22 protein-coding genes are annotated in these 22164 nt (G+C 70.0%); 11 read left to right on the top strand and 11 right to left on the bottom strand.

The window, feature by feature from the left end; genetic code table 11:
* Positions 1 to 135: 135 nt before the first annotated feature.
* Both ligB and metK read right to left on the bottom strand, forming a co-directional pair.
* On the bottom strand, positions 136 to 1854 hold the full coding sequence (gene ligB, locus ABE957_RS16060; RefSeq protein ID WP_349759678.1) for an NAD-dependent DNA ligase LigB: 1719 nt from the start codon (positions 1852 to 1854) through the stop codon (positions 136 to 138).
* Between the two features lie 101 nt (positions 1855 to 1955).
* Positions 1956 to 3176, bottom strand: coding sequence for a methionine adenosyltransferase (gene metK, locus ABE957_RS16055; RefSeq protein WP_349759677.1), 1221 nt, complete (start codon positions 3174 to 3176; stop codon positions 1956 to 1958).
* A gap of 231 nt (positions 3177 to 3407) precedes the next feature.
* Between metK and tkt the strand changes: the two genes are divergently transcribed.
* On the top strand, positions 3408 to 5411 hold the full coding sequence (gene tkt, locus ABE957_RS16050; RefSeq protein WP_349759676.1) for a transketolase: 2004 nt from the start codon (positions 3408 to 3410) through the stop codon (positions 5409 to 5411).
* 112 nt (positions 5412 to 5523) lie between these two features.
* Here tkt and ABE957_RS16045 read toward each other — a convergent pair whose 3' ends face one another.
* From ABE957_RS16045 to ABE957_RS16035, 3 genes are all read right to left on the bottom strand, one after another.
* Complete coding sequence (locus ABE957_RS16045) at positions 5524 to 6576, bottom strand: class I fructose-bisphosphate aldolase (RefSeq protein ID WP_349759675.1); 1053 nt, start codon at positions 6574 to 6576, stop codon at positions 5524 to 5526.
* A 141-nt stretch (positions 6577 to 6717) separates the two neighbouring features.
* On the bottom strand, positions 6718 to 7092 hold the full coding sequence (locus tag ABE957_RS16040) for an Hsp20/alpha crystallin family protein (protein WP_349759674.1): 375 nt from the start codon (positions 7090 to 7092) through the stop codon (positions 6718 to 6720).
* Between the two features lie 39 nt (positions 7093 to 7131).
* Positions 7132 to 7590, bottom strand: a complete 459-nt coding sequence (locus ABE957_RS16035; protein ID WP_349759699.1) for an Hsp20/alpha crystallin family protein — start codon at positions 7588 to 7590, stop codon at positions 7132 to 7134.
* A gap of 169 nt (positions 7591 to 7759) precedes the next feature.
* On the opposite strand from ABE957_RS16035, the gene ABE957_RS16030 reads away from it, so the two are divergent.
* The 6 genes from ABE957_RS16030 to fba all read left to right on the top strand — a co-directional run bounded on the left by ABE957_RS16030 (position 7760) and on the right by fba (position 12316).
* Complete coding sequence (locus ABE957_RS16030) at positions 7760 to 8125, top strand: CidA/LrgA family protein (protein ID WP_349759673.1); 366 nt, start codon at positions 7760 to 7762, stop codon at positions 8123 to 8125.
* Positions 8122 to 8331, top strand: a complete 210-nt coding sequence (locus ABE957_RS16025; protein WP_349759672.1) for a hypothetical protein — start codon at positions 8122 to 8124, stop codon at positions 8329 to 8331. The genes ABE957_RS16030 and ABE957_RS16025 overlap by 4 nt, the downstream gene beginning before the upstream one ends.
* Positions 8274 to 8831 carry an LrgB family protein gene (locus ABE957_RS16020; protein ID WP_349759671.1) on the top strand — a complete coding sequence of 186 codons (558 nt, stop codon included), beginning with the start codon at positions 8274 to 8276 and terminating at the stop codon, positions 8829 to 8831. The genes ABE957_RS16025 and ABE957_RS16020 overlap by 58 nt, the downstream gene beginning before the upstream one ends.
* A 91-nt stretch (positions 8832 to 8922) precedes the next feature.
* Positions 8923 to 9978, top strand: coding sequence for a type I glyceraldehyde-3-phosphate dehydrogenase (locus ABE957_RS16015; protein ID WP_349759670.1), 1056 nt, complete (start codon positions 8923 to 8925; stop codon positions 9976 to 9978).
* A 37-nt stretch (positions 9979 to 10015) separates the two neighbouring features.
* Positions 10016 to 11179 (top strand): phosphoglycerate kinase, encoded by a 1164-nt coding sequence (locus ABE957_RS16010; RefSeq protein WP_349759669.1) that lies wholly within the window; start codon positions 10016 to 10018, stop codon positions 11177 to 11179.
* A gap of 72 nt (positions 11180 to 11251) precedes the next feature.
* The gene (gene fba, locus ABE957_RS16005; protein ID WP_349759668.1) at positions 11252 to 12316 is read left to right on the top strand and encodes a class II fructose-bisphosphate aldolase; all 1065 of its coding nucleotides are present in this window, start codon (positions 11252 to 11254) and stop codon (positions 12314 to 12316) included.
* A gap of 66 nt (positions 12317 to 12382) precedes the next feature.
* Here fba and ABE957_RS16000 read toward each other — a convergent pair whose 3' ends face one another.
* Complete coding sequence (locus ABE957_RS16000; RefSeq protein WP_349759667.1) at positions 12383 to 12967, bottom strand: histidine phosphatase family protein; 585 nt, start codon at positions 12965 to 12967, stop codon at positions 12383 to 12385.
* Positions 12968 to 13236: 269 nt separating this feature from the next.
* On the opposite strand from ABE957_RS16000, the gene ABE957_RS15995 reads away from it, so the two are divergent.
* Positions 13237 to 14274, top strand: a complete 1038-nt coding sequence (locus ABE957_RS15995) for a sodium:calcium antiporter (protein WP_349759666.1) — start codon at positions 13237 to 13239, stop codon at positions 14272 to 14274.
* Positions 14275 to 14361: 87 nt separating this feature from the next.
* Here ABE957_RS15995 and ABE957_RS15990 read toward each other — a convergent pair whose 3' ends face one another.
* Positions 14362 to 16095 carry a potassium channel family protein gene (locus tag ABE957_RS15990; protein ID WP_349759665.1) on the bottom strand — a complete coding sequence of 578 codons (1734 nt, stop codon included), beginning with the start codon at positions 16093 to 16095 and terminating at the stop codon, positions 14362 to 14364.
* A gap of 93 nt (positions 16096 to 16188) precedes the next feature.
* Positions 16189 to 16572 (bottom strand): DUF6394 family protein, encoded by a 384-nt coding sequence (locus ABE957_RS15985; protein ID WP_349759664.1) that lies wholly within the window; start codon positions 16570 to 16572, stop codon positions 16189 to 16191.
* A 193-nt stretch (positions 16573 to 16765) separates the two neighbouring features.
* On the opposite strand from ABE957_RS15985, the gene ABE957_RS15980 reads away from it, so the two are divergent.
* Positions 16766 to 17449, top strand: coding sequence for an HAD family hydrolase (locus tag ABE957_RS15980; protein WP_349759663.1), 684 nt, complete (start codon positions 16766 to 16768; stop codon positions 17447 to 17449).
* 184 nt (positions 17450 to 17633) lie between these two features.
* Positions 17634 to 18008, top strand: coding sequence for a translation initiation factor Sui1 (locus ABE957_RS15975; protein ID WP_349759662.1), 375 nt, complete (start codon positions 17634 to 17636; stop codon positions 18006 to 18008).
* On the opposite strand, the gene ABE957_RS15970 is transcribed toward ABE957_RS15975, so the two are convergent.
* On the bottom strand, positions 17989 to 18885 hold the full coding sequence (locus ABE957_RS15970) for an NAD-dependent protein deacetylase (protein ID WP_349759661.1): 897 nt from the start codon (positions 18883 to 18885) through the stop codon (positions 17989 to 17991). The two genes, ABE957_RS15975 and ABE957_RS15970, sit on opposite strands and share 20 nt — an antisense overlap.
* Positions 18886 to 18998: 113 nt before the next feature.
* Between ABE957_RS15970 and ABE957_RS15965 the strand changes: the two genes are divergently transcribed.
* Positions 18999 to 19898 carry a nuclease-related domain-containing protein gene (locus tag ABE957_RS15965; RefSeq protein WP_349759660.1) on the top strand — a complete coding sequence of 300 codons (900 nt, stop codon included), beginning with the start codon at positions 18999 to 19001 and terminating at the stop codon, positions 19896 to 19898.
* Between the two features lie 38 nt (positions 19899 to 19936).
* Here ABE957_RS15965 and ABE957_RS15960 read toward each other — a convergent pair whose 3' ends face one another.
* Together ABE957_RS15960 and ABE957_RS15955 are read right to left on the bottom strand one after the other, a co-directional pair.
* Complete coding sequence (locus ABE957_RS15960) at positions 19937 to 20794, bottom strand: ribonuclease T2 family protein (RefSeq protein WP_349759659.1); 858 nt, start codon at positions 20792 to 20794, stop codon at positions 19937 to 19939.
* Positions 20791 to 22143, bottom strand: a complete 1353-nt coding sequence (locus ABE957_RS15955) for a deoxyguanosinetriphosphate triphosphohydrolase (protein ID WP_349759658.1) — start codon at positions 22141 to 22143, stop codon at positions 20791 to 20793. The genes ABE957_RS15960 and ABE957_RS15955 overlap by 4 nt, the downstream gene beginning before the upstream one ends.
* Positions 22144 to 22164: the final 21 nt, after the last annotated feature.

The following is a 22164-nucleotide window of genomic DNA, read 5'->3' as shown; positions in this document are numbered from 1 at the left end:
CCTCTTTCCCGGTGAAGAGCGTGACCTTCACTATAGGCAGTGAGCGGAATCCCGGACAACCAACGCAGGGCTTCCTCCTGGCGCCCCAAAAAGGGACCCGGCTAAAAGCCCTTCCGCCCTAGAAACCGTCCCGCCTTAGAAACCGTCAGTACCCGCCTCGCCCAGTCGCCGCGCCAGCGCCCGCACCTCGGGATGGGCGAAGAAGTCGACCAGCGTCGCGGCGCGATCGGGTCCCACACCGGGCAGCGCCCGCCAGTCACGACGGCGCCATGCCGTCAGCGTCGTCCAGTCCGCCGGCAGGGCGGCCTCGACGCCGGGCGGAGCGCCCAGCGCCTGCAGCCAGCGAGAAAACGGCGCCGCACGCGTGCCCGTGAAGGCCGCCACCAGGGCCGCGGCTCGCGCCTCGCCGATGCCGTGGGCGCGGCGCAACGCCGGCGCGTCCAGGGCCCGCCAGTCCAGCAGGTTGGTGATCAGCCCCGCCTCGATCAGGGCGGACCAGGTGCCGGGGCCAACGCCTCGCAGGTCGAGCCCCTCGGGGCCGCCGAGCCAGGCGAGGCGCTCGAGGAACTGCGCCTCGCAGCCGGGCGCGTGCCGCCAGCAGCTCAGCGCATGGTAGTCCGCCGCCGCGGGCGGCGAGAGGCTCGGGCGTGTGGTGGCGCGCCACACCACGCCGTCGAGTCGGGGGATGGTCAGGCCGGCCAGGGCGATGACCACCCGATCCCCGGGGCGGATGTCGAGCTCGCGCCAGCGCTCCAGCGAGCCGGCGCTGACTCGGCGGATCGTGCGGCCGTCCAGGGCGACGGGCATCAGGTGCAGCAGCGGCGTGATGCGCCCGGTGCGACCGATGCGAAATTCCACCCCGCGCACCTCGGCCAAGGCCTCCCGCGGCGGATGCTTCCAGGCCGCGGCCCAGTCCGGCGACTCGGCCTGCCACTCCTTTCCGGCCGGGCGGCTGCCCCGGCGCAGCACCACGCCGTCGGTGGCGAAGGGCAGCGGGCCGCGATACCAGCGCTCCCGCCAGCGGCTCACCTCCTCAAAGGTCGTGACCCGATGTGTTAGCGCGACGCTCTCGGCGAAACCCAGGCGCTCGAGCCCCGCGAGACGCTCGCGCATGGCGGACGGACCGTCCGGCCAGTCCCAGACGAAGAGCCCGATGCGCGCCGCCGCCTTATTGGACAGCGCTTCGCGGGCCAGCCACCCGGTCACCTCGCTGCGCGCCCCGACGCCGCCCGCCTCGGCCTGGACATGATCCTCGAGGCGCCGATAGAGCTCGCCCTGCAGCAGCGCATCGACCGCCTCCGGCAGCCGCGCGGGCACGGTGGGAATGCGCCGTGCCGCCGCCGTCCAGTCCTGGCCGTGGCGGCCATCGCCGCGGCTGATCGCCCGGACCAGCCGGCCGTCGCGATAGACCAGGGTCACCGCCACACCGTCCACCTTGGGCTGCAGCCAGACGTCGTCGCGGCGCGCCAGCCAGCGGCGCACCGCGGCCGCGTCCTCGAGCTTGGCGAGCCCGGTCTGGGCGACGGGATGGCGCGCCTCACCCTCGAGGTGGCTCGGCACCGACGCCTCGGTTGCCCGGTCGGGAAAGCAGCGCCGCCAGGCCTCGAACTGCCGACGGGCCTGGTCATAGAGGGCGTCGCTGACCGGGGACTCGCCGCGGCGATAGTAGGCGTCGTCCCACTCGGCCAGCCGCTCCGCCAGGGCGACGACCTCGGCCTCGGCCGGCGCCTCCGCCCCGGCACCGCCCGGGCAGGTCGCGGCCCGCGCCGGAAGGCTCGCCAGGACGAAGGCAAGTACCAGGGACAGAATCAGAGAAAAGGCCAGCAAACGACCGGCCGGGACTCGGGAGGCCATGGCGGCTCCTGCTAATGGACTGCCTTGACCATAGCACTCGACCAACGAAACGGGCCCCGCCGGCAGTGCCAGCGGGGCCCGTCATCGTCTCGGGCGATCGCCTAGAGGCCGGCGGCCTGACGCAGGGCGGCGGCCCGGTCGGTCTTCTCCCAAGGGAAGGCCATGAAGGTCTCGATGTGCTCCTCACCCTGGGTATCGATCCAGCGGTAGCTCGCCTCGAAGGGCTCGCGACCGAAGTGGCCGTAGGCCGCGGTCAGCTGATACATGGGGTGCAGCAGGTCGAGCATGCGGGTGATGGCGTTGGGGCGCAGATCGAAGTGCTGGCGCACCAGCTCGATGATCCGGGCGTCGTCGACCTTGCCGGTGCCAAAGGTGTTGACGGAGACCGAGGTGGGCTCGGCCACGCCGATGGCGTAGGAGACCTGGATCTCGCACTTGTCGGCGAGCCCGGCGGCGACCAGGTTCTTGGCCACGTAGCGACCGGCATAGGCGGCGCTACGGTCGACCTTGGAGGGGTCCTTGCCGGAGAAGGCGCCGCCGCCGTGGCGGGCCATGCCGCCGTAGGTGTCGACGATGATCTTGCGCCCGGTCAGGCCGCAGTCGCCCACCGGCCCGCCGATCACGAAGGTGCCGGTGGGATTGATATGGTAGCGGGTGGCCTCGGTCAGCCACTCGGCGGGGATCACCTCCTCGATGATCTCGCGCTTGACCATCTCACGCAGCTCCTCCTGGTCGACCTCGGGGTCGTGCTGGGTGGAGAGCACCACCGCGTCCACGGCGCAGGGCTTGCCCTGCTCGTCGTAGCGGAAGGTGAGCTGGCTCTTGGCGTCCGGGCGCAGCCAGGGCAGCAGGCCGTGGCGGCGCAGCTCGGCCTGACGCTCCACCAGCCGATGCGCGTAGTGGATCGGCGCCGGCATGTAGGAGTCGGTCTCGTTGGTGGCATAGCCGAACATCAGGCCCTGATCGCCGGCGCCCTGATCCTCGGGCTTGGCGCGGTCGACGCCCTGGGCGATGTCCACGCTCTGCTTGCCGATCAGGTTGAGCACGCCACAGGTCATGCCGTCGAAGCCGACGTCCGAGGAGGTATAGCCGATGCCGGTGATCACCTCGCGCACCAGCGCCTCGAGGTCGACCCAGGCCGAGGTGGTGATCTCGCCGGCGACGATTGCCACGCCGGTCTTGACCAGCGTCTCGCAGGCCACCCGGGCGTTCTTGTCCCGGGCGATGATGGCATCGAGCACCGCATCGGAAATCTGGTCCGCGATCTTGTCCGGATGTCCCTCGGACACGGATTCGGAGGTGAACAGGGAGTATTCGCTCATGGCGTCCTCGGCCCTCTTTATATCGGCAATAGGCAGTCGCGAAGTCTACACGCTGCGGCCCCCCCGGGCATCCGCGATTTGATGCAGGGCGGCAAGTCGGCGACAATAGCCGCCCGAATTTGACCGCGCCGCCCCGTCCCGCGGCGTCACCCAGCCAGAAGCCACGTCCGGCCACTCCCCCTGGCCCGACCGTGTCGTGGCCTTCATTCTGCCGCAGGCGAGGAGCTTCCCATGCCGTCCCGTTTCGAACTGGCCAATGCCGTACGTGCCCTGTCCATGGATGCCGTCCAGAAGGCCAATTCCGGCCATCCCGGCGCGCCCATGGGCATGGCCGACATCGCCGAGGTGCTGTGGAACGACTATCTCGTCCACAACCCGGCCGATCCGCAGTGGCCCAACCGCGACCGTTTCGTGCTCTCCAACGGCCACGGCTCGATGCTGCTCTACTCGCTGCTGCACCTGACCGGCTACGAGCTGGGCCTCGAGGAGCTGCAGAATTTCCGCCAGTTGCATGCCAAGACCGCCGGCCACCCGGAGTACGGCTACGCGCCGGGCGTCGAGACCACCACCGGCCCGCTTGGCCAGGGCCTGGCCAACGCCGTGGGCATGGCGCTCGCCGAGCGCACCCTGGCGGCGCAGTTCAACCGCCCCGGTCACAGCGTCGTCGATCACCACACCTGGTGCTTCGTCGGCGACGGCTGCCTGATGGAAGGCATCTCCCACGAGGTCGCTTCGCTGGCCGGCACCCAGAAGCTGGGCAAGCTGATCACCTTCTATGACGACAACGGCATCTCCATCGACGGCGAGGTGGAAGGCTGGTTCACCGACGACACCGCCAAGCGCTTCGAGGCCTACGGCTGGCACGTGGTGCCCAACGTCGACGGCCACAAGCCCGAGGAGATCAAGGCCGCCATCGAGCTGGCCAAGAGCCACGACGACAAGCCGAGCCTGATCATCTGCAAGACCATTATCGGCTTCGGCGCGCCCAACAAGCAGGGCAAGGAGGAGTGCCACGGCGCCGCGCTGGGCGAGGAGGAAGTGGCCGCCGCCCGCAAGCGGCTCGACTGGCCCCACGCCCCCTTCCACGTGCCCGAGGAGATCTACCGGGGCTGGGACGCCACCGAAAGCGGCCAGGCCCGCCAGGACGCCTGGGACGAGCGTTTCGCGCGCTACGCCGAGGCCTTCCCCGAGGAGGCTCGCGAGCTGCAGCGCCGCCTCAAGGGCGAGCTGCCGGCGGCGCTGACCAGCGAGGCGATGGTCGAGGAGGCCCAGGCCAAGGGCGAGAGCGTCGCCAGCCGCAAGGCATCGCTCGCCTGCCTCAACGAGCTCGGCCCGCAGCTGCCTGAGCTGCTCGGCGGCAGCGCCGACCTGGCGCCCTCCAACCTGACCTTCTGGAAGGGTGCCCAGGCGATCAGCGCCGAGGCCCCCGACGGCAACTACCTGCACTACGGCGTGCGCGAGTTCGGCATGGCCGCGATCATGAACGGCATCGCCCTGCACGGCGGCTTCGTGCCCTACGGCGCGACCTTCCTGATCTTCTCCGAGTACATGCGCAACGCCGTGCGCATGGCCGCGCTGATGAAGCAGCAGGCCATCCACGTCTTCACCCATGACTCCATCGGCCTGGGCGAGGACGGCCCCACCCACCAGCCGATCGAGCAGCTGACCGCCCTGCGCTCCACGCCCAACCTGGCCACCTGGCGTCCCTGTGACGCCGTGGAGACCGCTGCGGCGTGGAACGCCGCCCTCAAGCGTCGCTCCGGCCCCACCGCGCTGATCTTCTCGCGCCAGGGCCTGCCCCACCAGGCGCGCAGCAAGCAGCAGCTGGCCGACATCCAGCGCGGCGGCTATGTCCTGAAGGACAGCGAAGGCACGCCGGAGCTGATCCTGATCGCCACCGGCTCCGAGATCGGCCTGGCCATGGACGCCGCGGAGCGGCTCGAGGCGCAGGGTCGCGCGGTGCGCGTGGTCTCCATGCCCTCCACCGACGCCTTCGATCGCCAGGACGCCGCCTACCGCCAGCAGGTGCTGCCGGCCGAGGTGGGCAACCGCATCGCCATCGAGGCCGGCCACCGCGACTTCTGGTACAAGTACGTGGGCCTCGAGGGTCGCATCCTCGGCATGGACACCTTCGGCGAGTCCGCGCCGGCCGGCGACCTGTTCCAGCACTTCGGCTTCACCGTGGAGAACCTGGTGAACGAGGCCGAGCAGCTGCTGGACGACGCCGAGGACTGATCGCGGCGCCAGCGCAGAGCGAAAAAAGGGCACGGCACACGCCGTGCCCTTTTTCGTGGGCCTCTGCCCTTGAGCCTGAAAGCGGATGCCCGGCCCCTCCGAACCGGCGCCCTCAGGCGAGGGTGATGGCCTCGTCCAGGTAGACGTCCTGGATGGCGTTGAGCAGCGCGATGCCCTCGGCGGTGGGCTTCTGGAAGGCCTTGCGCCCGGAGATCAGCCCCATGCCGCCGGCGCGCTTGTTGATCACCGCGGTGCGCACCGCCTCGCCGAGATCGGAGGCGCCCTTGGAGCCGCCGCCGGAATTGATCAGGCCGGCGCGCCCCAGATAGCAGTTGGCCACCTGGTAGCGGGCCAGGTCGATGGGGTGATCCGAGGTCAGGTCGCTGTAGACCCGCTCGTGGGTGTGCCCGAAGCCGATCTCCCGATAGCCGGCGTTGGTCTCGGGCAGCTTCTGCTTGACGATGTCCGCCTTGAGCGTGGCGGCCAGATGATTGGCCTGGCCGGTGAGGTCGGCGGCCAGGTGGTAGTCGGTGCCCTCGTGCTTGAAGGCGGGATTGCGCAGGTAGGCCCACAGCACGGTGACCAGGCCCAGCTCATGGGCGCGCTCGAAGGCCTCGCTGACCTCCTGGATCTGGCGGCGGCTCTCGTGGGAGCCGAAGTAGATGGTCGCCCCCACCGCCACACAGCCCATCTCGAAGGCCTGATCGACCTGGGCGAATGGCGTCTGGTCGTAGATCGCCGGATAGCTCAGCGTCTCGTTGTGGTTGAGCTTGAGGATCATCGGGATCCGGTGGGCATAGCGGCGCGCCACCGAGGCCAGCCCACCAAGGGTCGAGGCCACGGCGTTGCAGCCGCCCTCGAGGGCTAGCTCAACGATGTTGGCCGGGTCGAAGTAGCGCGGATTCGGCGCGAAGGAGGCCCCTGCCGAGTGCTCGATGCCCTGATCCACCGGCAGGATGCTGAGGTAGCCGGTACCGGCCAGGCGGCCGTGGTCGAACAGCGCCTGCATGTTGCGCAGCACGTGGGGACGGCGGTCGCTCTGGGCCATCACCCGGTCGACGAAGTCCGGGCCGGGCGGGTGGATCGTCTCGGCGGGCACGCCGCGGCAGACGTGCCCCAGCAGGTCGTCGGCCTCGTCGCCGAGCCGCGTGATGATATCGCTCATGGTGGTCCTCTCCGTGGTGCGTGACGTTCTGGTGTGCGACGTCGCCCTTTCCAGCCTAGGAGAAAACCATCGCGCAAGGAGAGCCGACGGGCACCTGACCGCTCTGACCAGGCCCCCGACGGCTCCCGGGTTAGCGCCCGCTCAAGCCGCCGTGACCTCGATGCGACGCCGGCGATGGGTGCGCTTGCGCGGCAGCACCAGCGTCACCACGCCGTTGTCGATGCGCGCCTGGATGGCCTCGGCATCGATCTCATGGCTCAGGGTGAAGCGGCGCGCGTAGCGCTGGGCGCGCAGCTCGGCGTAGATCGCGCTCAGCCCCTCGGGCATCTCGAGGCGCACCTCGCCCTCCAGGCTCAGCACGTCGTTGTCCACCTCAACCCGCAGCGACTCAAGGGTCACGCCAGGCATGTCGGCCACCAAGTGCAGCGCGTCGTCCTCCTCGAAGATATCCACCGGGGGCAGCAGGGCTTCCTCGGCCGGCGCCTGGGAAGCCTCATGGCGAGTCACATCGTTCATCTCGTTCACCTCCTAGGACTAAGTGATCACACGACCCGTCTACGACGCCTGGATCTCGATGCGCCGCGGCTTGAGCTCCTCGCGCTTGGGCAGCAGCACCTCGCACACCCCGTCGCGGAAGCGCGCCTCGGCCCGCTCGACGTCCAGGCCCTCCGGCAGCGCCAGGGAACGGCTGAACTCGCCCTGGAAGCGCTCCCGGCGAAAGTCGGTACGCGAGCCTTCGCCCGCATCCGCGACCGCCGACTCGCGCCGGCCCGAGACGGTCAGCACGTTGTCCTGCACGCTCACCTCGAGCGCCTCGGCGGTGAGGCCGGGAGCGAACACGTAGACCCGAACCGCATCGTCGGTGCGCCCCACGTTGATCATCGGGAAGCTGCCGCGGGGCACCGAGCGGATATGCGCGGCCCCCGCCTCGGGCAGCATCCCGTCCAGCCATTGCCGGAACCAGTCCTCGCCCTGGGGCCGGCGGGTATCGAAACGCCTGAGATCTCCGAACATCACGAACACCTCCTACGCTGAGTGACCTCGTGTCGATGATCGGGGGAAGCGCCATGACGGCTGACATCGCCCCGATAATCTGCACAATAGGAGCGCTTCGACGCTTTTCAAGGGGGCGCGAGGCGCCCGCCACCCGCGTTGCCAACGCGCACCAAGACAAGGACCTGCCATGCCCGCTCTGCGCGGCTTCCTGTGGCTGCTCGGCTTTCTGCTGCTCGGCGAGTCCCTGGTCACCCTTACCGGCCTGCCGGTCTCCGCCGGGGTGGTCGGCCTGCTGCTGCTCACCGCCTGGCTGCGGTTCCACGGCGGGGGCCTGGACGACATCGCCGCCGCCCAGCCGCTGATCGCGGTGCTGGCGCTGCTGATCCTGCCCGGGGTGGTGGGGGTCTTCTTCCTACTCGACGCGCTCGAGGGCCAGTGGACGGCGATCCTCGCCGCCCTGATCGGCGGCACCCTGCTCAGCGTGATGACGACCCTCGCGCTGATGCGCCGCCTGATGGGCGAGCCGCCCGCTGCCAAGGAGGGCGACGCATGACGGCGCTGCTCGATCACCTGCTCACCACGCCGCTGCTGGCCATCGCCCTGACCCTCGCCGCCCAGGCGGCTGGCGCCCGGCTGCTCCGGGCCCTCGGTGCGCCCGCCTGGTGCCCGTCGATCCTCGCCGCCGCGCTGCTGCTCGCGGTGTGCTGGCGCTGCTCTCCATCGACTACGCGGACTACCGCCGCGGCGCCGCCTGGCTGATGCTCCTGCTGGGGCCGGCCACCGTGGCGCTGGGCCTGCCGCTGCACCAGCAGATGCCCCGCATCCTCGCCCTGTGGCGCCCGCTGCTGGCCTGCCTGCCGGCGGCGGTGGCGCTCGCCGCGGCCTACGCCGTGGGCATCGCCTGGTGGCTGGGCGCCCCGCCCGAGATCCTCTCCGCGCTCGCCCCCAAGCCGGTCACCGCGCCCATCGCGCTGGGCATCAACGCCCAGATCGGCGGCCCGGTCTCGCTGATGATGGGCGGCCTGCTGATCACCGGGGTGGCGGCCGTCGGCTTCGTGAGCCTGGGCGCGCGGCTGCTCAGCATCCGCGACGAGCGCCTCATCGGTCTGGCCCTAGGGCTCAACGGCCACGCCATCGGCACGGTGCGCGCCTTCGAGATCGGCCCGGTCGCCGGCGCCTTCGCCTCGCTGGGCATGAGCCTGACCGGCCTGTTGAGCGCACTCTTCCTGCCGCTGGCCTGGCGGCTGATGGGCGGCTGAGCGGCTCTCGGCCCATGCAGCAGACGCTCGGGGGCGAGATGCGCTAGAATCGCCGTTTCTGTTTCCCGGCTACGGAGTCCCTCGCCCCCTCATGGCCCTTCGCATCGCCATCAACGGTTACGGCCGCATCGGCCAGTGCGTGCTGCGCGCCCTGATCGAGGGGGAGGCGGTCCGCCACGACGGCCCGGCCCTGGAGATCGTGGCGATCAACGAGCTCTCGGACCTCGCCACCATCGCCTATCTGACCCGCTACGACACCACCCACGGCCGCTTCCCGGGCAGCGTCGAGGTCGACGGCGACCGGCTGGTGATCAACGGCCGGTCGATCCGCGTGCTCTGCGAGCCCGACCCGACGCGGCTGCCCTGGGGCGAACTCGGCATCGACCTGGTGCTGGAGTGTTCCGGCAGCTTCAAGGATCGCGCCACCGCCGAGGCCCACCTGGCCGCCGGCGCCGGGCGGCTGCTGTTCTCGCAGCCCGCCGAGAGCGACGTCGACGCCACCATCGTCACCGGCATCAACGATGCCGACCTGACGGCCGCGTGCCGCATCGTCTCGGCGGCCTCCTGCACCACCAACTGCCTGGTGCCGGTGCTCACCGTGCTCGACGAGGCGCTGGGCATCGAGCACGGCGTCACTACCACCATCCACTCGGCGATGAACGACCAGCCGGTGATCGACGCCTACCACCAGACCGACCTGCGCCTGACCCGCTCGGCGATGCACTCCATCGTGCCGGTCGACACGGGCCTCGCACGCGGTATCAATCGCCTGATGCCCCACCTGGCGGGACGCTTCGAGTGCCTGCACGTGCGCGTGCCGACGATCAACGTCTCGACCATGGACCTGTCGATCTGCGTGCGCCGCGACACCTCGGCCGAGGTGGTCAACGCCCTGCTGCGCGAGGCGAGTCGCGGGCGGCTCTCGGGGCTGCTCGGCTACACCGAGGAGCCGGTGGCCTCGGTCGACTTCAACCACGATCCGCGCTCCGGTATCGTGGACGCCACCCAGACCCGGGTGGCCGGCGGCCACCTGATCAAGCTGCTGTGCTGGTTCGACAACGAGTGGGGCTTCGCCAGCCGCATGCTCGATGTCACCCGGCGGCTGGCCCGCCTTCCCCCGGCCCCGACCGGTTCCCCCGACAGATGACATCCCTTCGGCTTTTCCAGACGAGGAACCTGCTTCCATGAACGTGCGCAAGATGACCGACCTCGACCTCAGCGGCCAGCGAGTGCTGATCCGCGAGGACCTGAACGTGCCCGTCAAGCACGGCAAGGTGACCAGCGATGCCCGCCTGCGGGCCAGCCTGCCGACCATCCAGGCGGCGCTCGAGGCCGGCGCCCGGGTGATGCTGATGAGCCACCTGGGCCGCCCCACCGAGGGCGAGCCCGCCGAGGAGTTCTCCCTGGCCCCGGTGGCCGACCACCTGGGCGAGCTGCTGGGTCGCCCGGTGCGCCTGGTCGCGGACTACCTGGACGGCGGGCTCGAGGTGGCCGACGGCGAGGTGGTGCTGCTCGAGAACGTGCGCTTCAACCGCGGCGAGAAGAAGGACGACGAGGCCCTGGCCAAGCGCTACGCCGCGCTGTGCGACGTCTTCGTGATGGACGCCTTCGGCACCGCCCACCGCGCCCAGGCCTCCACCCACGGCGTGGCGCGCTTCGCGCCGACCGCCTGCGCCGGCCCGCTGCTGGCCGCCGAGCTCGACGCCCTCGAGAAGGCGCTGGCCACCCCGAAGCGGCCGATGGCGGCGATCGTCGGCGGCTCCAAGGTTTCCACCAAGCTCGAGGTGCTCAACGCCCTCTCCGAGAAGTGCGACCAGCTGATCGTCGGCGGCGGCATCGCCAACACCTTCATCGCCGCGGCCGGCTACAACGTCGGCAAGTCGCTCCACGAGGCCGACCTGATCGAGACGGCCAAGGCGCTGATGGCCAAGGTCGAGATCCCGCTGCCCACCGACGTGGTGGTGGCCACCGAATTCTCCGAGCACGCCGAGGCGGTGGTCAAGCCCGTCGACCAGGTGGGCGATGACGAGATGATCCTCGACATCGGCCCCGAGACCGCCGGGCGCCTGGGCGGCCTGCTCAAGGACGCCGGCACCATCCTCTGGAACGGCCCGGTCGGGGTGTTCGAGATCGACCAGTTCGGCCACGGCACCGAGGCGCTGTCCCGGGCCATCGCCGAGAGCGCCGGCTTCTCCATCGCCGGCGGCGGCGACACCCTCGCGGCCATCGACAAGTACGGCATCGAGGACCGCGTCTCCTACATCTCCACCGGCGGCGGCGCCTTCCTCGAGTACGTGGAAGGCAAGACCCTGCCCGCGGTGGCCGCCCTGGAAGACGCCGCCCGCTGAGGCCCGCCCCCCGCTATCCGGCGCGGCCCAAGCCGCCGCGCCGTCACGACCCGACAGACAACAGGAGCCCCCATGGCACTGATCAGCATGCGCCAGATGCTGGACCACGCCGCCGAATACGGCTACGGCGTGCCGGCCTTCAACGTCAACAACCTCGAGCAGATGCGCGCCATCATGGAGGCCGCCGACGAGACCGACTCCCCGGTGATCGTCCAGGCCTCCGCCGGCGCCCGCAAGTACGCCGGCGCACCCTTCCTGCGCCACCTGATCCTGGCCGCCGTCGAGGAGTTCCCGCATATCCCGGTGGTCATGCACCAGGACCACGGCACCAGCCCCGCGGTGTGCCAGCGCTCCATCCAGCTGGGCTTCTCCTCGGTGATGATGGACGGCTCGCTCAAGGAAGACGGCAAGACCCCGGCCGACTACGCCTACAACGTCGACGTCACCCGTCGCACCGTCGAGATGGCCCACGCCTGCGGCGTCTCCGTCGAGGGTGAGCTGGGCTGCCTGGGCAGCCTCGAGACCGGCATGGCCGGCGAGGAAGACGGCGTCGGCGCCGAGGGCAAGCTCGACATGGAGCAGCTGCTCACCGACCCGGAAGAGGCTGCCGAGTTCGTCAAGGCGACCCACGTCGACGCCCTGGCCATCGCCATCGGCACCAGCCACGGCGCCTACAAGTTCACCCAGCCGCCCACCGGCGACACCCTCTCCATCCAGCGCATCAAGGAGATCCACGCCCGCATCCCCGAGACCCACCTGGTGATGCACGGCTCCTCCTCGGTGCCCCAGGAGTGGCTGGCGATCATCAACGAGTTCGGCGGCGCCATCCCCGAGACCTACGGCGTGCCGGTCGAGGAGATCGTCGAGGGCATCAAGCACGGCGTGCGCAAGGTCAACATCGACACCGACCTGCGCCTGGCCTCCACCGGCGCCGTGCGTCGCTTCCTGGCCGAGAACCCGGCCGAGTTCGACCCGCGCAAGTTCCTCAAGGTCAGCACCGCGGCCATGAAGGAGGTCTGCAAGGCCCGCTACGAGGCCTTCGGCACCGCCGGCAACGCCAGCAAGATCAAGCCGATCAACCTCGAGGAGATGTTCCTGCGCTACGAGCGCGGCGAGCTCAATCCGCGGGTGAAGTGATCAGGGCGGATTGATCGAAAAGGGGCGGCCACGGGCCGCCCCTGTCGTTTCCGGCATCGCTCTCGCTCAGCGCAGGCTGCCGACGCGGACCAGGCCGGCGTCGTCCGCCCGGACCACGATGATCTCCCCGGAGCCGACGCCGCCCCCCACCAGGGCGGTGATGTTCACCTGATGGGTGACCAGCACCAGGGTGCCCTCGCCGCTCCAGCCGCGAATCAGGGCGCGGGTCGCGTCGGTCTGGCGCTCAGCCGTCGCGCGATCGCGGAAGAAGGAGTCCAGCGCCGGGGTGGGGATGACGTCGCCGAGCCCGAGTAGCCGGGCGGTCTCCCGGCATCGGCACCAGCGGCTGGAGCGAACCTCGCCGACCTCGATCCCCCGTTCGCGAAACCGCTCACCGATCCGTCGCGCCTGCTCACGCCCGGCCTCCGACAGGTTGCGCTGGGTCGTGCAGTCGCCGAGGCGGAAGTCGGCCGGGTCTCCGATGCCGGGGGCCAGGGCGTGACGCATCAGCGCGACATGGCCGCCCCGGGCTAGCGCCGCCCAGGCGGCGTCGCCATCCTGCCCCTGCGCCATGGCCGGGCGAGATGCGATCAAGGCCGTGACCAGCAGTAGCAGGAGCAGCCGCGTCGGTATCCAGTGAACTCGGGGCATAGTGACCTCGTGGGCGATGGCGAAGACCGACAGCGCGGTGACCCGTTCAGACTAGCCCATCGCGCCGCCCATCGACGCAAGGCCCCTCCCGCGACGGGGCAGTGCTCCTCCCTGCCCACGCGGGGCATTCCACGTTACGCTCGTTACGCTCGTTACGCCCTACGCCCTACGCCCTACGCCCTACGCCCTACGCCCTACCCCAAGGAGCCTGCCATGGAACGCGCGCCACGCTCGCCCCACCCGACGGCCAGAACCGGGACGCGCCACCCATGAGCGCGCTGCTGAACGATCTCTCTCTCGGCATGGCCCTGGCGCTGTTCGCCGGCTGCGCCCTGGTGATCGGCGTGGTGGGCACCCGGCTGACCGGCATCGTCGATGACCTGGCGGATCGCACCGGCCTCGGCGAGGCCATCGCCGGCACGCTACTGCTGGGCATGGCCACCTCGCTGTCGGGGCTGATGGTCTCGGCCTCGGCGGCGTTGGCCGATCGGCCGACCCTGGCGATGAGCAATGCGCTGGGCGGCATCGCCGTGCAGACGCTGTTCCTGACCGTCGCCGACATCACGCACCGGCGCGCCAACCTGGAGCACGCCGCCGCCTCGCTCAGCAACCTGCTGCAGGGGGGGCTGCTGCTGTGCCTGCTGTCGCTGGTGCTGGTCGGTCGCTTCGCCCCCGACTGGACGCTCTGGCAGGTGCATCCCGTTACCCCGCTGCTGCTGCTTGGCTACCTGTTCGGCCTGCGCCTGGTGGCCCTCAGCCGCGACAACCCCATGTGGCGCCCCGCCCAGACCCGCGACACCGCGCCCGACGTGCCCGACGAGCAGGCCATGGGCCGCTCGGCGACACGACTGTGGCTCGCCTTCGCGGGGCTGGCGGCGCTGCTCGGCGTGAGCGGCTGGCTGCTGGAGCGCTGCGCGGCGGTGATCGCCGAACAGACCGGCCTCGGGCAGTCGGTGGTAGGTGCGCTGATGACCGCGGTGGTGACCTCGCTGCCGGAGCTGGTCACCTCGATCGCGGCGGTGCGCCGCGGCGCCCTGACCCTGGCCGTGGCGGGGATCATCGGCGGCAACGCCTTCGACACCCTGTTCGTGGCGGCCTCGGACATCGCCTACCGCGGCGGCTCGATCTACCACGCCATGCCCGACGCGGTCTCGCTGTGGGTCGCCCTGGCGATGCTGATGACCGCCATCCTGATGGTCGGGATGCTCCATCGCGAGCGCCAGGGCCCGGCGCGCATCGGCTTCGAGAGCGTCGGCATCATCGCCTGCTACCTGGCCGGGGCGCTCACCCTGCTGCTCTCACCCTGAAGGGCCAGGCGCTCCGAGCGAGCCGGCTTGCGTCGCCTCCCCGGCCGATGCTCGCAGGGCCGCTCATGGCGGAGGCCGACGACGGGGCTAGGAGTCAGCGCCGCGACGCCGCCGACGCGCGTCGAGCCAGGCGAACAGATAGCCACGCGTCTCATCGACGCCCGTGACGACATAGCGAAGCGTGTAGGGGTTATGGAGGGTCGCCTGGAGCATCGACTCCGACCAGGGGGTACCGCAGAGGAGGATCTCGTCGCCGACGCCGAGCGAAAAGTCCGTATCCGGCAACATGATCGACTCCCCGGCTCGGTGAACGGCCAGCGCTTCACACGGCAGCCTTGCCGGGAACGCACGCGCGTCGCCGCACAGCGGCCCCAGGGCCAGGCTCCCCCCGGCCTCCAGATAGTCGATCACCGCCGGCGCTTCGCTCGGGACCAGCCCGATCGACCACAGGTGGGGGGGCTCCTTGCCTACGGCCGCCTTGAGCCGGGCTACCAGGGCTCGCGTCTGGGCCGGGTCGCGCTCCGCGAGCCAGTCGATCAGTTCCTGAACGAGGGGCGAGATCAAAAGCTTCAATATCCGGCGCGCCGTGGTCAGGCTGTGCTGGAGGACCAGATCGGCCCGCGCGGCATCGAAGGCGACCTGATTCTCGTGACTGTTCTGGCGCACGATGCGAAACGCCTGGGGATTGAGCTCCGTGACCGAGAGCAGGGTGCTGAGGTTGTCGGCATCGCGATTCGTCGCGGCGATGACCCCGGCGGCGTCATCGATCCCCGCGGTCATCAGGGCCGCATGATCGGCATGCGCCCGGACGATGACCGTCCCCTGGTCGACCTGGTTGGCGTCCACCTCCGGATCGATGATGCGCACGTCGAGGCCGTGAGCCTGGAGATTGCGATGGATCCAGCGCCCCATCCGTCCGTACCCGCAGAGGATCCAGTTGCCCCGCGGCACCTGGACCGGTGCGCCGAGTTCGACACCGCGTGTCCCCACGAACCAGGCGTTGAGGTTATGCAGCTCGGAGCGCGCGATCGCCCGGGAGACGAGCTGGGCGAAGATCTCGAACGGATCGACGACCGTGACATTGTCCAGCGCCCGCAGATTGGCCTCGTGACGGGCCGAGGTCGAACGACAGATGACCCGCAGCCGCGGGTTGAGGTGACGTGCCATCACCGCGATCTTGAGGTTGATATCGTCATCGTTGGTCAGGGCGACCAGGGCCCGGCAGGCCGAGTGTTCCACCCCTGCGGCCAGCAGGTGTTTCGGTGCACTGGCGTCCGCGTGGAGGCCCGGCATCGGGACCGTATAGTCGCGCACGCCCAGGGCCTTGATGCGCTCCGGGTCGGCATCGAGGATCACCGCGCGCATCCGGTGATCGCTCAAGCCCCGGGCCAGCAGGCTGCCGGCATCGCCAAACCCGCAGAGGATGACGAAGGGTTCCGCGTTGCCCTTGACCTTGCGGGCGAACCGAAACCCGTCCATGGCCTGGATGAAATGCGGATTCTGCACCAGCTTGATCAGCGAGCCGATCGCATAGAACCAGGCGATGACGCCGGTATAGAGGCAGAAGATCGTCCACAGCCGCTGCTCCTCGCTGAAGCCGTTCGGCAGTTCGCCGAAGCCGGTCGTGGTCGCCGTGTAGGTGAAGAAATAGAACGCATGGAAGAGGTTCATGTGGGTCGCCTCACCCTCGACGACCTTTCCTGGCATCAGGGCCATGCCCATGATGCCCACCGAATAGACGAACAGCAGCACGAACAGCGGCCGGCGCATGTAGCGCAGGACGATCATCGCCACCCGGTCGAGATCGGAGGTCGGCGTCATGGGGTCAACCCTCCCTGTGCCTGTCCCGGATAGCGGCGGACACGCTGGACCGACTCATGTGCCGATCTCAAGCACCGTATCTGCCGCGCCGTGTCATCGCCGCGAGAGCAGCGTATCGCCGACCAGGATCACCGTCGCGATGATGTTCGCGACCAGCGCCCCCGTGGCGATCGAGACGATATCGGCCATCTCGCCCGGCCCCGGTCCACTACCGCCCTCGGGGTCTGCGACGATCCAGACAATGCGCGCCGTGATCAGCAGCAGGCCGGCCACCAGGCCGGACGCCAGCAGCAGGGCCCCGGTCTGGGAGCGGTCCCCCAGTTTCAGGCCGATGGCGACCAGGTTGACGATGATGGTGAAGGTGAGGATCCAGACATTATGGTGGGCGGCCGTCTCGACGCCCCCCGCCACGAAGGCGGCATTGAGGCTCAGGGTGAGGATGACGAAGAAACCGAAAACGACGCGTTCGAGATTCATGAACCTGCTCCAGACCGGGGCGCGCCGTCAGTATAGGCATGAGTGCTTATATAGCGCGACCGGCACAGACGGATGCCAAGAATTCGAGAACACTGTTCACAAAATACGGAAACTGGGCTTTACTATTGGGCAGGACGCCGCGATATCTGTAACAATGACGTTATAACTTTTTGATTCCCCATGAGGCCCGGTGATGCCACGCCCCCTCTGCCTGCTCTTCGATTGTGACGGCACCCTGGTCGACAGCGAACCGCTGCTCGCCGACGAGATGTCCTCGAGCCTCACCGAGGCCGGCCTGCCGTTTCGCACCAGCGACTACATGGGTGAGTTTCGCGGCGCCCGCTTTCGCCGCATCGTCGCCGCGCTGGAGCAGCGCTACGGCAGCGTCGACCCCGAGCGACTCGATGCCCTCGAGTGCCGCATGCGCGCCAACCTCAACCGGCGCCTGGCCAGCGAACTGATCGCCATCGACGGCGCCGCCGAGGCGCTGGCCGCCCTCTCCCATCACCCCATGGGCGTGGTCTCCAACGGCCCGGAGAACAAGATCCGCACGTCGCTGGATGCCACCGGCCTCTCCGCGATGTTCGGCGACCACCTGTTCAGCGCCTATACCGCCCAGTGCTGGAAGCCCGACCCCTGCCTCTTCCACCATGCCGCGAGCCGGATGGGCTTCGCCGCGGAGGAGTGCGTGGTCATCGACGACGCCATGGTCGGCGTGCGCGGCGCCCTGGCGGCCGGCATGACGGTGATCCACCTCAACCGCTTCCCCGACGTCGAGCAGACCCCCGCCGGGGCGATCATGATCAGCAACATGTTCCAGCTGCCCACCGTCATCGCCCACCTGGAAACGAGCCGCGCCCTGGCCGCCCACGCCTGATCGCCGCGACCCGCGGGTCAGCACGTCCATCCACACCGCCTGTCCACACCCCCGGATCACACTTGCTATCCACAGCCTGCGATGCCTCCCGTGTCTTGCATGCGGCTGTGGACAGTCTGGCGGATGCAGCGCGCCGCCGGGATGGCTATCATCGCAGCGACACACGACAGCGCGAGGAGGCCCCATGGCATCCCTGAAGGAGCAGCTCGGCGGGCTGGTCTATTCCACCGAACATGGCGATACCTGCCCGGAGTGCCGCCGCCCCCTGGCCGAGTGCGCCTGTGCCGAGCAGGCCGAGGCCAAGCGTCTGGCCGAGCTCGACGGCACGGTGCGCATTCGCCGCGAGACCAGCGGCCGCAAGGGCAAGGGCGTGACCACCCTGGAGGGCATCCCGCTGCCGGCCGACGAGCTCAAGACCCTGGCCAAGGCGCTCAAGAAGCGCTGCGGCACGGGCGGCGCCGTCAAGGAGGGCGTCATCGAGATCCAGGGCGACCAGCGCGAGGTACTCAAGGCCGAGCTCGAGCAGCGCGGCTACCGGGTCAAGCTGGCCGGCGGGTGACCGAGCCAAGCGGGCCGGCGTCCAGCACCTCGCAGAGCCCGACCAAGGCGTCGGCGGAGGCCTCTACCTTCAGGGCATAGAGGTCGTCGGCACGGGTGCGGCCCAGGTTGAGGCAGGCGATGGGCCGCCCCTCCTTGGCCGCGGCCCGGGCGAAGCGGAACCCGGAGAAGACCATCAGCGACGAGCCCACCACCAGCAGAGCATCGCTCTCGCCAACCAGATCGAAGGCGGACTCCACGGTGGCGCGCGGCACGCTGTCGCCGAAGAACACCACGTCGGGCTTGTAGATGCCGTCGCCGCAGCGCGTGCAGTCCGGCACCCGGAAATCGGCGAAGTCGGTCTCGAGGTCCGCGTCGCCGTCGGGCCCCGCCCGGGCGCCGACCTCTCGCCAGTGGGGATTGCGCTCGGCCAGTTCGGCGTGCAGATCGTGGCGCATGCGCCGGGCGCCGCAGCCCATGCAGCGTACCCGATCGGCCCGGCCGTGCAGGTCGATCACCCGCCGCGACCCGGCCCGCTGGTGCAGGCCGTCGACGTTCTGGGTGATCACGCCGTTCACGTGGCCCAGCGCCTCGAGCCGGGCCAGCGCCGCGTGGGCGACGTTGGGCGTCGCCTCCTGCAGGGTGCGAAAGCCGATCAGCGCCCGCGCCCAGTAGCGCTGGCGGGCCGCGTGACTGCCCATGAAGGCCTGGTGCTGCATCGGCGGCGGACGCTTCCAGTCGCCCTGATCGTCGCGGTAGTCGGGGATGCCGCTGGCCGTGCTGATGCCGGCGCCCGTGAGCACGGCGAGCCGCGGATGCCGATGGACGAAGGCCGCCAGGGCCTCGAGGTCAGGGTCGTTGCCTGCCACGCTGCTCTTCCTCACGCTGCGGTGTCTCACGTCTGCCTCCTCGCGCCCATGTCCCGCGCCTCGCCGAACACGCCAAATGAGCATGGCCCCCCGGGGGGCAGGTTGTCTAGAATGGAGCCTCTCCCTCAGGGCAAGGACACCCGATGGCCTGGCTGGAATACCTGCTGCCGCTGATCTTCCTGTTTCCGCTGGCGGCCACCGCCGTCATCGTGCTGGCGCTGCGCAACCTGCACGATGCCCGGGTGCACTCGCCCTTCGACGCCCATCCGCTGAAGGAGCCCGGCCAGGGCCTGCGCGACCGCCTCGATCGCGCCTTCGCCGGCCTGTTCCTCGACGGCGCCCTGGGCCCCATCGTCGTCCTGGCGCCGCTGGTCTACGGCATGGGCCGCATGCTCTTCGCCAACGAGCAGAACTGGATCGAGTGGGCGCTCTACGGCGCGCTGAGCACCGTGCTGGTGCTGGTATTCTGCTTGCTGCTGATCCGCGACTTCCAGCGCATCCGCCGGCTCAAGCTGGGGCTCGCCTGCGAGCTCGCCGTGGGTCAGGAGCTCGAGCGGCTGATCCGCCCCGAGGAGCATCCCTACTTCGTGTTCCACGACGTGCCGGGCGACGGCCGGTCCCTCGATCACGTGGCGGTCACCCCCCACGGCATCTTCGTGGTCGAGACGCGCGCCCGCCCGCCGGCCCTCTCGCCCGGCGGCCAGGAGGACAACCACGTCGTCGTCGAGGCCGAGCGGCTGCGCTTTCCCGGATGGAGCGAGCGCCTGCCGATGCGCAAGACGCGCGAGGCCGCGCAGTGGCTTTCGACATGGCTGGAGGGCCAGGTGGGCGAGGCGGTGCCGGTCAAGGGGGTGCTGGCCCTACCCGGCTGGCGGGTCGAGGAGGATAGCGCGATGGATGACCTGCTGGTGGTCAACGGCGAGGATCTGGCGCGGCGCCTCAGCGAGAGCTCGCAGGGGGAGATCGATACCGCCCTGCACGACGCCTGCCTCGTCGCCCTGCGCCAGCGCGCCAGCCTGGCGAGCCCACCTCCCGCGGCCTGAGCCGCTGACGACCCTTCGCTCCATCGCAGGCCATCCATTCACTCGAACCGGGCGATGCGCACCCGCGTCGCGCAGCGACCGCGCGCCTGACGCACCAGGCTATCGGCCGCCGGGAAGTCCGCCAGCCGGTCGGCGGCGATGCCGATGCGCACCTCAGTGAGCAGGCGATTGCCCCGCCCGCCGCAGGTCAGCCGCAGCGTCCGCCCGCTCTGCTCGCCGAAGGCCGCCTCGAAGGCATCGATCAGCGCGTTGCGCGCCACCTCGCCGCCTTGATTCAGGGTCACGAAGGCACCGAAGGCGCTCTCGTTGACCGCCTCGACCATCGCCACAGAGGCCGCGAAGTAGGCGGCCTCGGGCAGTGCCAGGCAAGCGGCATGCTTGGCGTACTGATAGCGATCCAGGCAGCTGGCACGCCCCGGCATCGCCGCCTCGAGGCGCCGGTCCAGCTCCGCCGGCAGGTTCAGCGGCGGGTGGGCGCGACAGAAGCTTCCATCGGCTCGGGGCGTCTCGAGAAAGCAGCCGTCGCGCCACCAGCGGCGCCGGTCGACGCCCCGCTCTACGAAGCGCTCGGGCAGCGAGGGCCACAGGCCGTGCAGCACGAAACCGCGATCGGTGCCCTCGCGCAGGGCCGGGTCGCGGCACTCCTGCGGTGGACGCGAGCGGCTCGCGCAGAAGCCGGGATGCCAGGTCAGCGCCAGGGTGTAGTGCTCGAAGCCCTCGCCCGATAGCCCCGCGAGCGGGGCTGTTTCTTTCGCGCCCGATGCCTGCGCCCCCTCAACGCGCGAGGCCTGAGCATTCTCCGCGCCCGCCCCCTGCGCGACAAAAGCCGCCGCGACGCTGACCAGCAGCGCCATCGCCAGCCTCTGCCATGGGCGATGCCAGGCTCGCAAGCTCATCGATCCCCTCTCAGTCGGCCGCCCATCTCCTGGGCCAGGTCCACCGCGTAGTGGTCGGTCATGCCACCGATGAAGTCGAGCATGCGCCGGTAGCTGTCGTAGAGGCTCCAGGAGGGGCGCGGGGTGTTCTCGCCGATCAGCGCCAGCACCCGCTGATGCTTGAAGGTGGAGCGCCCCTGGTAGTGCAGCTCGTGGGCGGCGCCGATGAAAGCCTCGAGCAGGATGCCGAGGGTGGTGTAGGCGCCGATCTCCAGCTTGGCCTTGCGCTCGTTCTGGAAGATCCGCTGGCGGGCCAGCTGCTTGGCCGTATTCACCCCCCAGCCGAGGTCCGGGTGACACAGCTCCAGCAGGTCCTCCTGGAGGCGACCGCCCAGGAGTTCCGCCTCGTGCTGCACGAAGACCGCGCCGACGTCGCTCACCGCGCGCTCCATGGCGGCCCCGCGCAGGGCGGCGATGCGCCGGCGCTGGGAGACGCCGCTCTGCTGCATCTCGGCGTAGTCCGGCGGCACGCCGCCGGCGATCTGGGTAAGGATCTCGGCCACCTCGTCGAAGCCGAGGATGCCCATCTCCAGGCCATCCTCGAGGTCGAGCAGCGCGTAGCAGATGTCATCGGCCGCCTCGACCAGCCAGGCCAGCGGGTGGCGACACCAGCGATCCTGGCCGCGGGGCAGCAGGCCGAGCCGGTCGGCCACCTCCTCGAGCAGCGCGCGTTCGCTCTGGTAGCAGCCGAACTTGCCGGCCGCCCCGCCGTGCTCGACGGTCCAGGGATACTTGAGCAGGGTGCCTAGCGTCGCGGTGGTCAGGCGCATGCCGCCGCGGAACTGGTTGTACTCGACCTGGGTGACGATGCGAAAACCCTGGGCGTTGCCCTCGTAGGTGAGCAGGTCCTCGCGCTCGCGCGCCGACAGCCCGTCGAGCAGCCCGCTGCCATCGACCTCGGCGCGGGCGAACCAGTCGCGGATGGCGTACTCGCCGGCGTGGCCGAAGGGCGGGTTGCCGATGTCGTGCCCCAGGCACGCCGCCTGGACGATCACCCCCAGGTCGGCCGGGGTGATCCAGGCCGGCAGGCGCTCGCTGAGCCGCTCGCCGACGATCATGCCGAGCGAGCGCCCCACGCAGCCTACCTCCAGCGAATGGGTCAGGCGGGTGTGGATATGATCGTTGTCGGTCAGCGGGTGCACCTGGGTCTTGCGCCCAAGGCGGCGGAAGGAGCCGGCGAAGACGATCCGGTCGTGATCCTTGTGGAAGGGGCTGCGGCCGATCTCGCCGCGCCCGCTTCCGGGGCGTAAGCCGCGGCGGTCGTGCAGCCGCCCCGGGTCGAGCAGCCGCTCCCAGCTCATCTGCGTCATGGGCAATCTCTCCTTGGAGGC

Origin of the sequence: Halomonas pelophila, from assembly GCF_040196315.1 — a bacterium.
In the GTDB taxonomy this organism is placed as follows: domain Bacteria; phylum Pseudomonadota; class Gammaproteobacteria; order Pseudomonadales; family Halomonadaceae; genus Halomonas; species Halomonas pelophila.
This window is presented reverse-complemented; position numbering and strand designations above follow the sequence as displayed.

What these genes read in the sequence shown, in the direction of transcription:
- ligB (WP_349759678.1), bottom strand. Translation starts at nt 1,854, where the DNA reads ATGGCCTCCCGAGTCCCGGCCGGTCGTTTGCTGGCCTTTTCTCTGATT.
- metK (WP_349759677.1), bottom strand. Translation starts at nt 3,176, where the DNA reads ATGAGCGAATACTCCCTGTTCACCTCCGAATCCGTGTCCGAGGGACAT.
- tkt (WP_349759676.1), top strand. Translation starts at nt 3,408, where the DNA reads ATGCCGTCCCGTTTCGAACTGGCCAATGCCGTACGTGCCCTGTCCATG.
- ABE957_RS16045 (WP_349759675.1), bottom strand. Translation starts at nt 6,576, where the DNA reads ATGAGCGATATCATCACGCGGCTCGGCGACGAGGCCGACGACCTGCTG.
- ABE957_RS16040 (WP_349759674.1), bottom strand. Translation starts at nt 7,092, where the DNA reads ATGAACGATGTGACTCGCCATGAGGCTTCCCAGGCGCCGGCCGAGGAA.
- ABE957_RS16035 (WP_349759699.1), bottom strand. Translation starts at nt 7,590, where the DNA reads ATGTTCGGAGATCTCAGGCGTTTCGATACCCGCCGGCCCCAGGGCGAG.
- ABE957_RS16030 (WP_349759673.1), top strand. Translation starts at nt 7,760, where the DNA reads ATGCCCGCTCTGCGCGGCTTCCTGTGGCTGCTCGGCTTTCTGCTGCTC.
- ABE957_RS16025 (WP_349759672.1), top strand. Translation starts at nt 8,122, where the DNA reads ATGACGGCGCTGCTCGATCACCTGCTCACCACGCCGCTGCTGGCCATC.
- ABE957_RS16015 (WP_349759670.1), top strand. Translation starts at nt 8,923, where the DNA reads ATGGCCCTTCGCATCGCCATCAACGGTTACGGCCGCATCGGCCAGTGC.
- ABE957_RS16010 (WP_349759669.1), top strand. Translation starts at nt 10,016, where the DNA reads ATGAACGTGCGCAAGATGACCGACCTCGACCTCAGCGGCCAGCGAGTG.
- fba (WP_349759668.1), top strand. Translation starts at nt 11,252, where the DNA reads ATGGCACTGATCAGCATGCGCCAGATGCTGGACCACGCCGCCGAATAC.
- ABE957_RS16000 (WP_349759667.1), bottom strand. Translation starts at nt 12,967, where the DNA reads ATGCCCCGAGTTCACTGGATACCGACGCGGCTGCTCCTGCTACTGCTG.
- ABE957_RS15995 (WP_349759666.1), top strand. Translation starts at nt 13,237, where the DNA reads ATGAGCGCGCTGCTGAACGATCTCTCTCTCGGCATGGCCCTGGCGCTG.
- ABE957_RS15990 (WP_349759665.1), bottom strand. Translation starts at nt 16,095, where the DNA reads ATGACGCCGACCTCCGATCTCGACCGGGTGGCGATGATCGTCCTGCGC.
- ABE957_RS15985 (WP_349759664.1), bottom strand. Translation starts at nt 16,572, where the DNA reads ATGAATCTCGAACGCGTCGTTTTCGGTTTCTTCGTCATCCTCACCCTG.
- ABE957_RS15980 (WP_349759663.1), top strand. Translation starts at nt 16,766, where the DNA reads ATGCCACGCCCCCTCTGCCTGCTCTTCGATTGTGACGGCACCCTGGTC.
- ABE957_RS15975 (WP_349759662.1), top strand. Translation starts at nt 17,634, where the DNA reads ATGGCATCCCTGAAGGAGCAGCTCGGCGGGCTGGTCTATTCCACCGAA.
- ABE957_RS15965 (WP_349759660.1), top strand. Translation starts at nt 18,999, where the DNA reads ATGGCCTGGCTGGAATACCTGCTGCCGCTGATCTTCCTGTTTCCGCTG.
- ABE957_RS15960 (WP_349759659.1), bottom strand. Translation starts at nt 20,794, where the DNA reads ATGAGCTTGCGAGCCTGGCATCGCCCATGGCAGAGGCTGGCGATGGCG.
- ABE957_RS15955 (WP_349759658.1), bottom strand. Translation starts at nt 22,143, where the DNA reads ATGACGCAGATGAGCTGGGAGCGGCTGCTCGACCCGGGGCGGCTGCAC.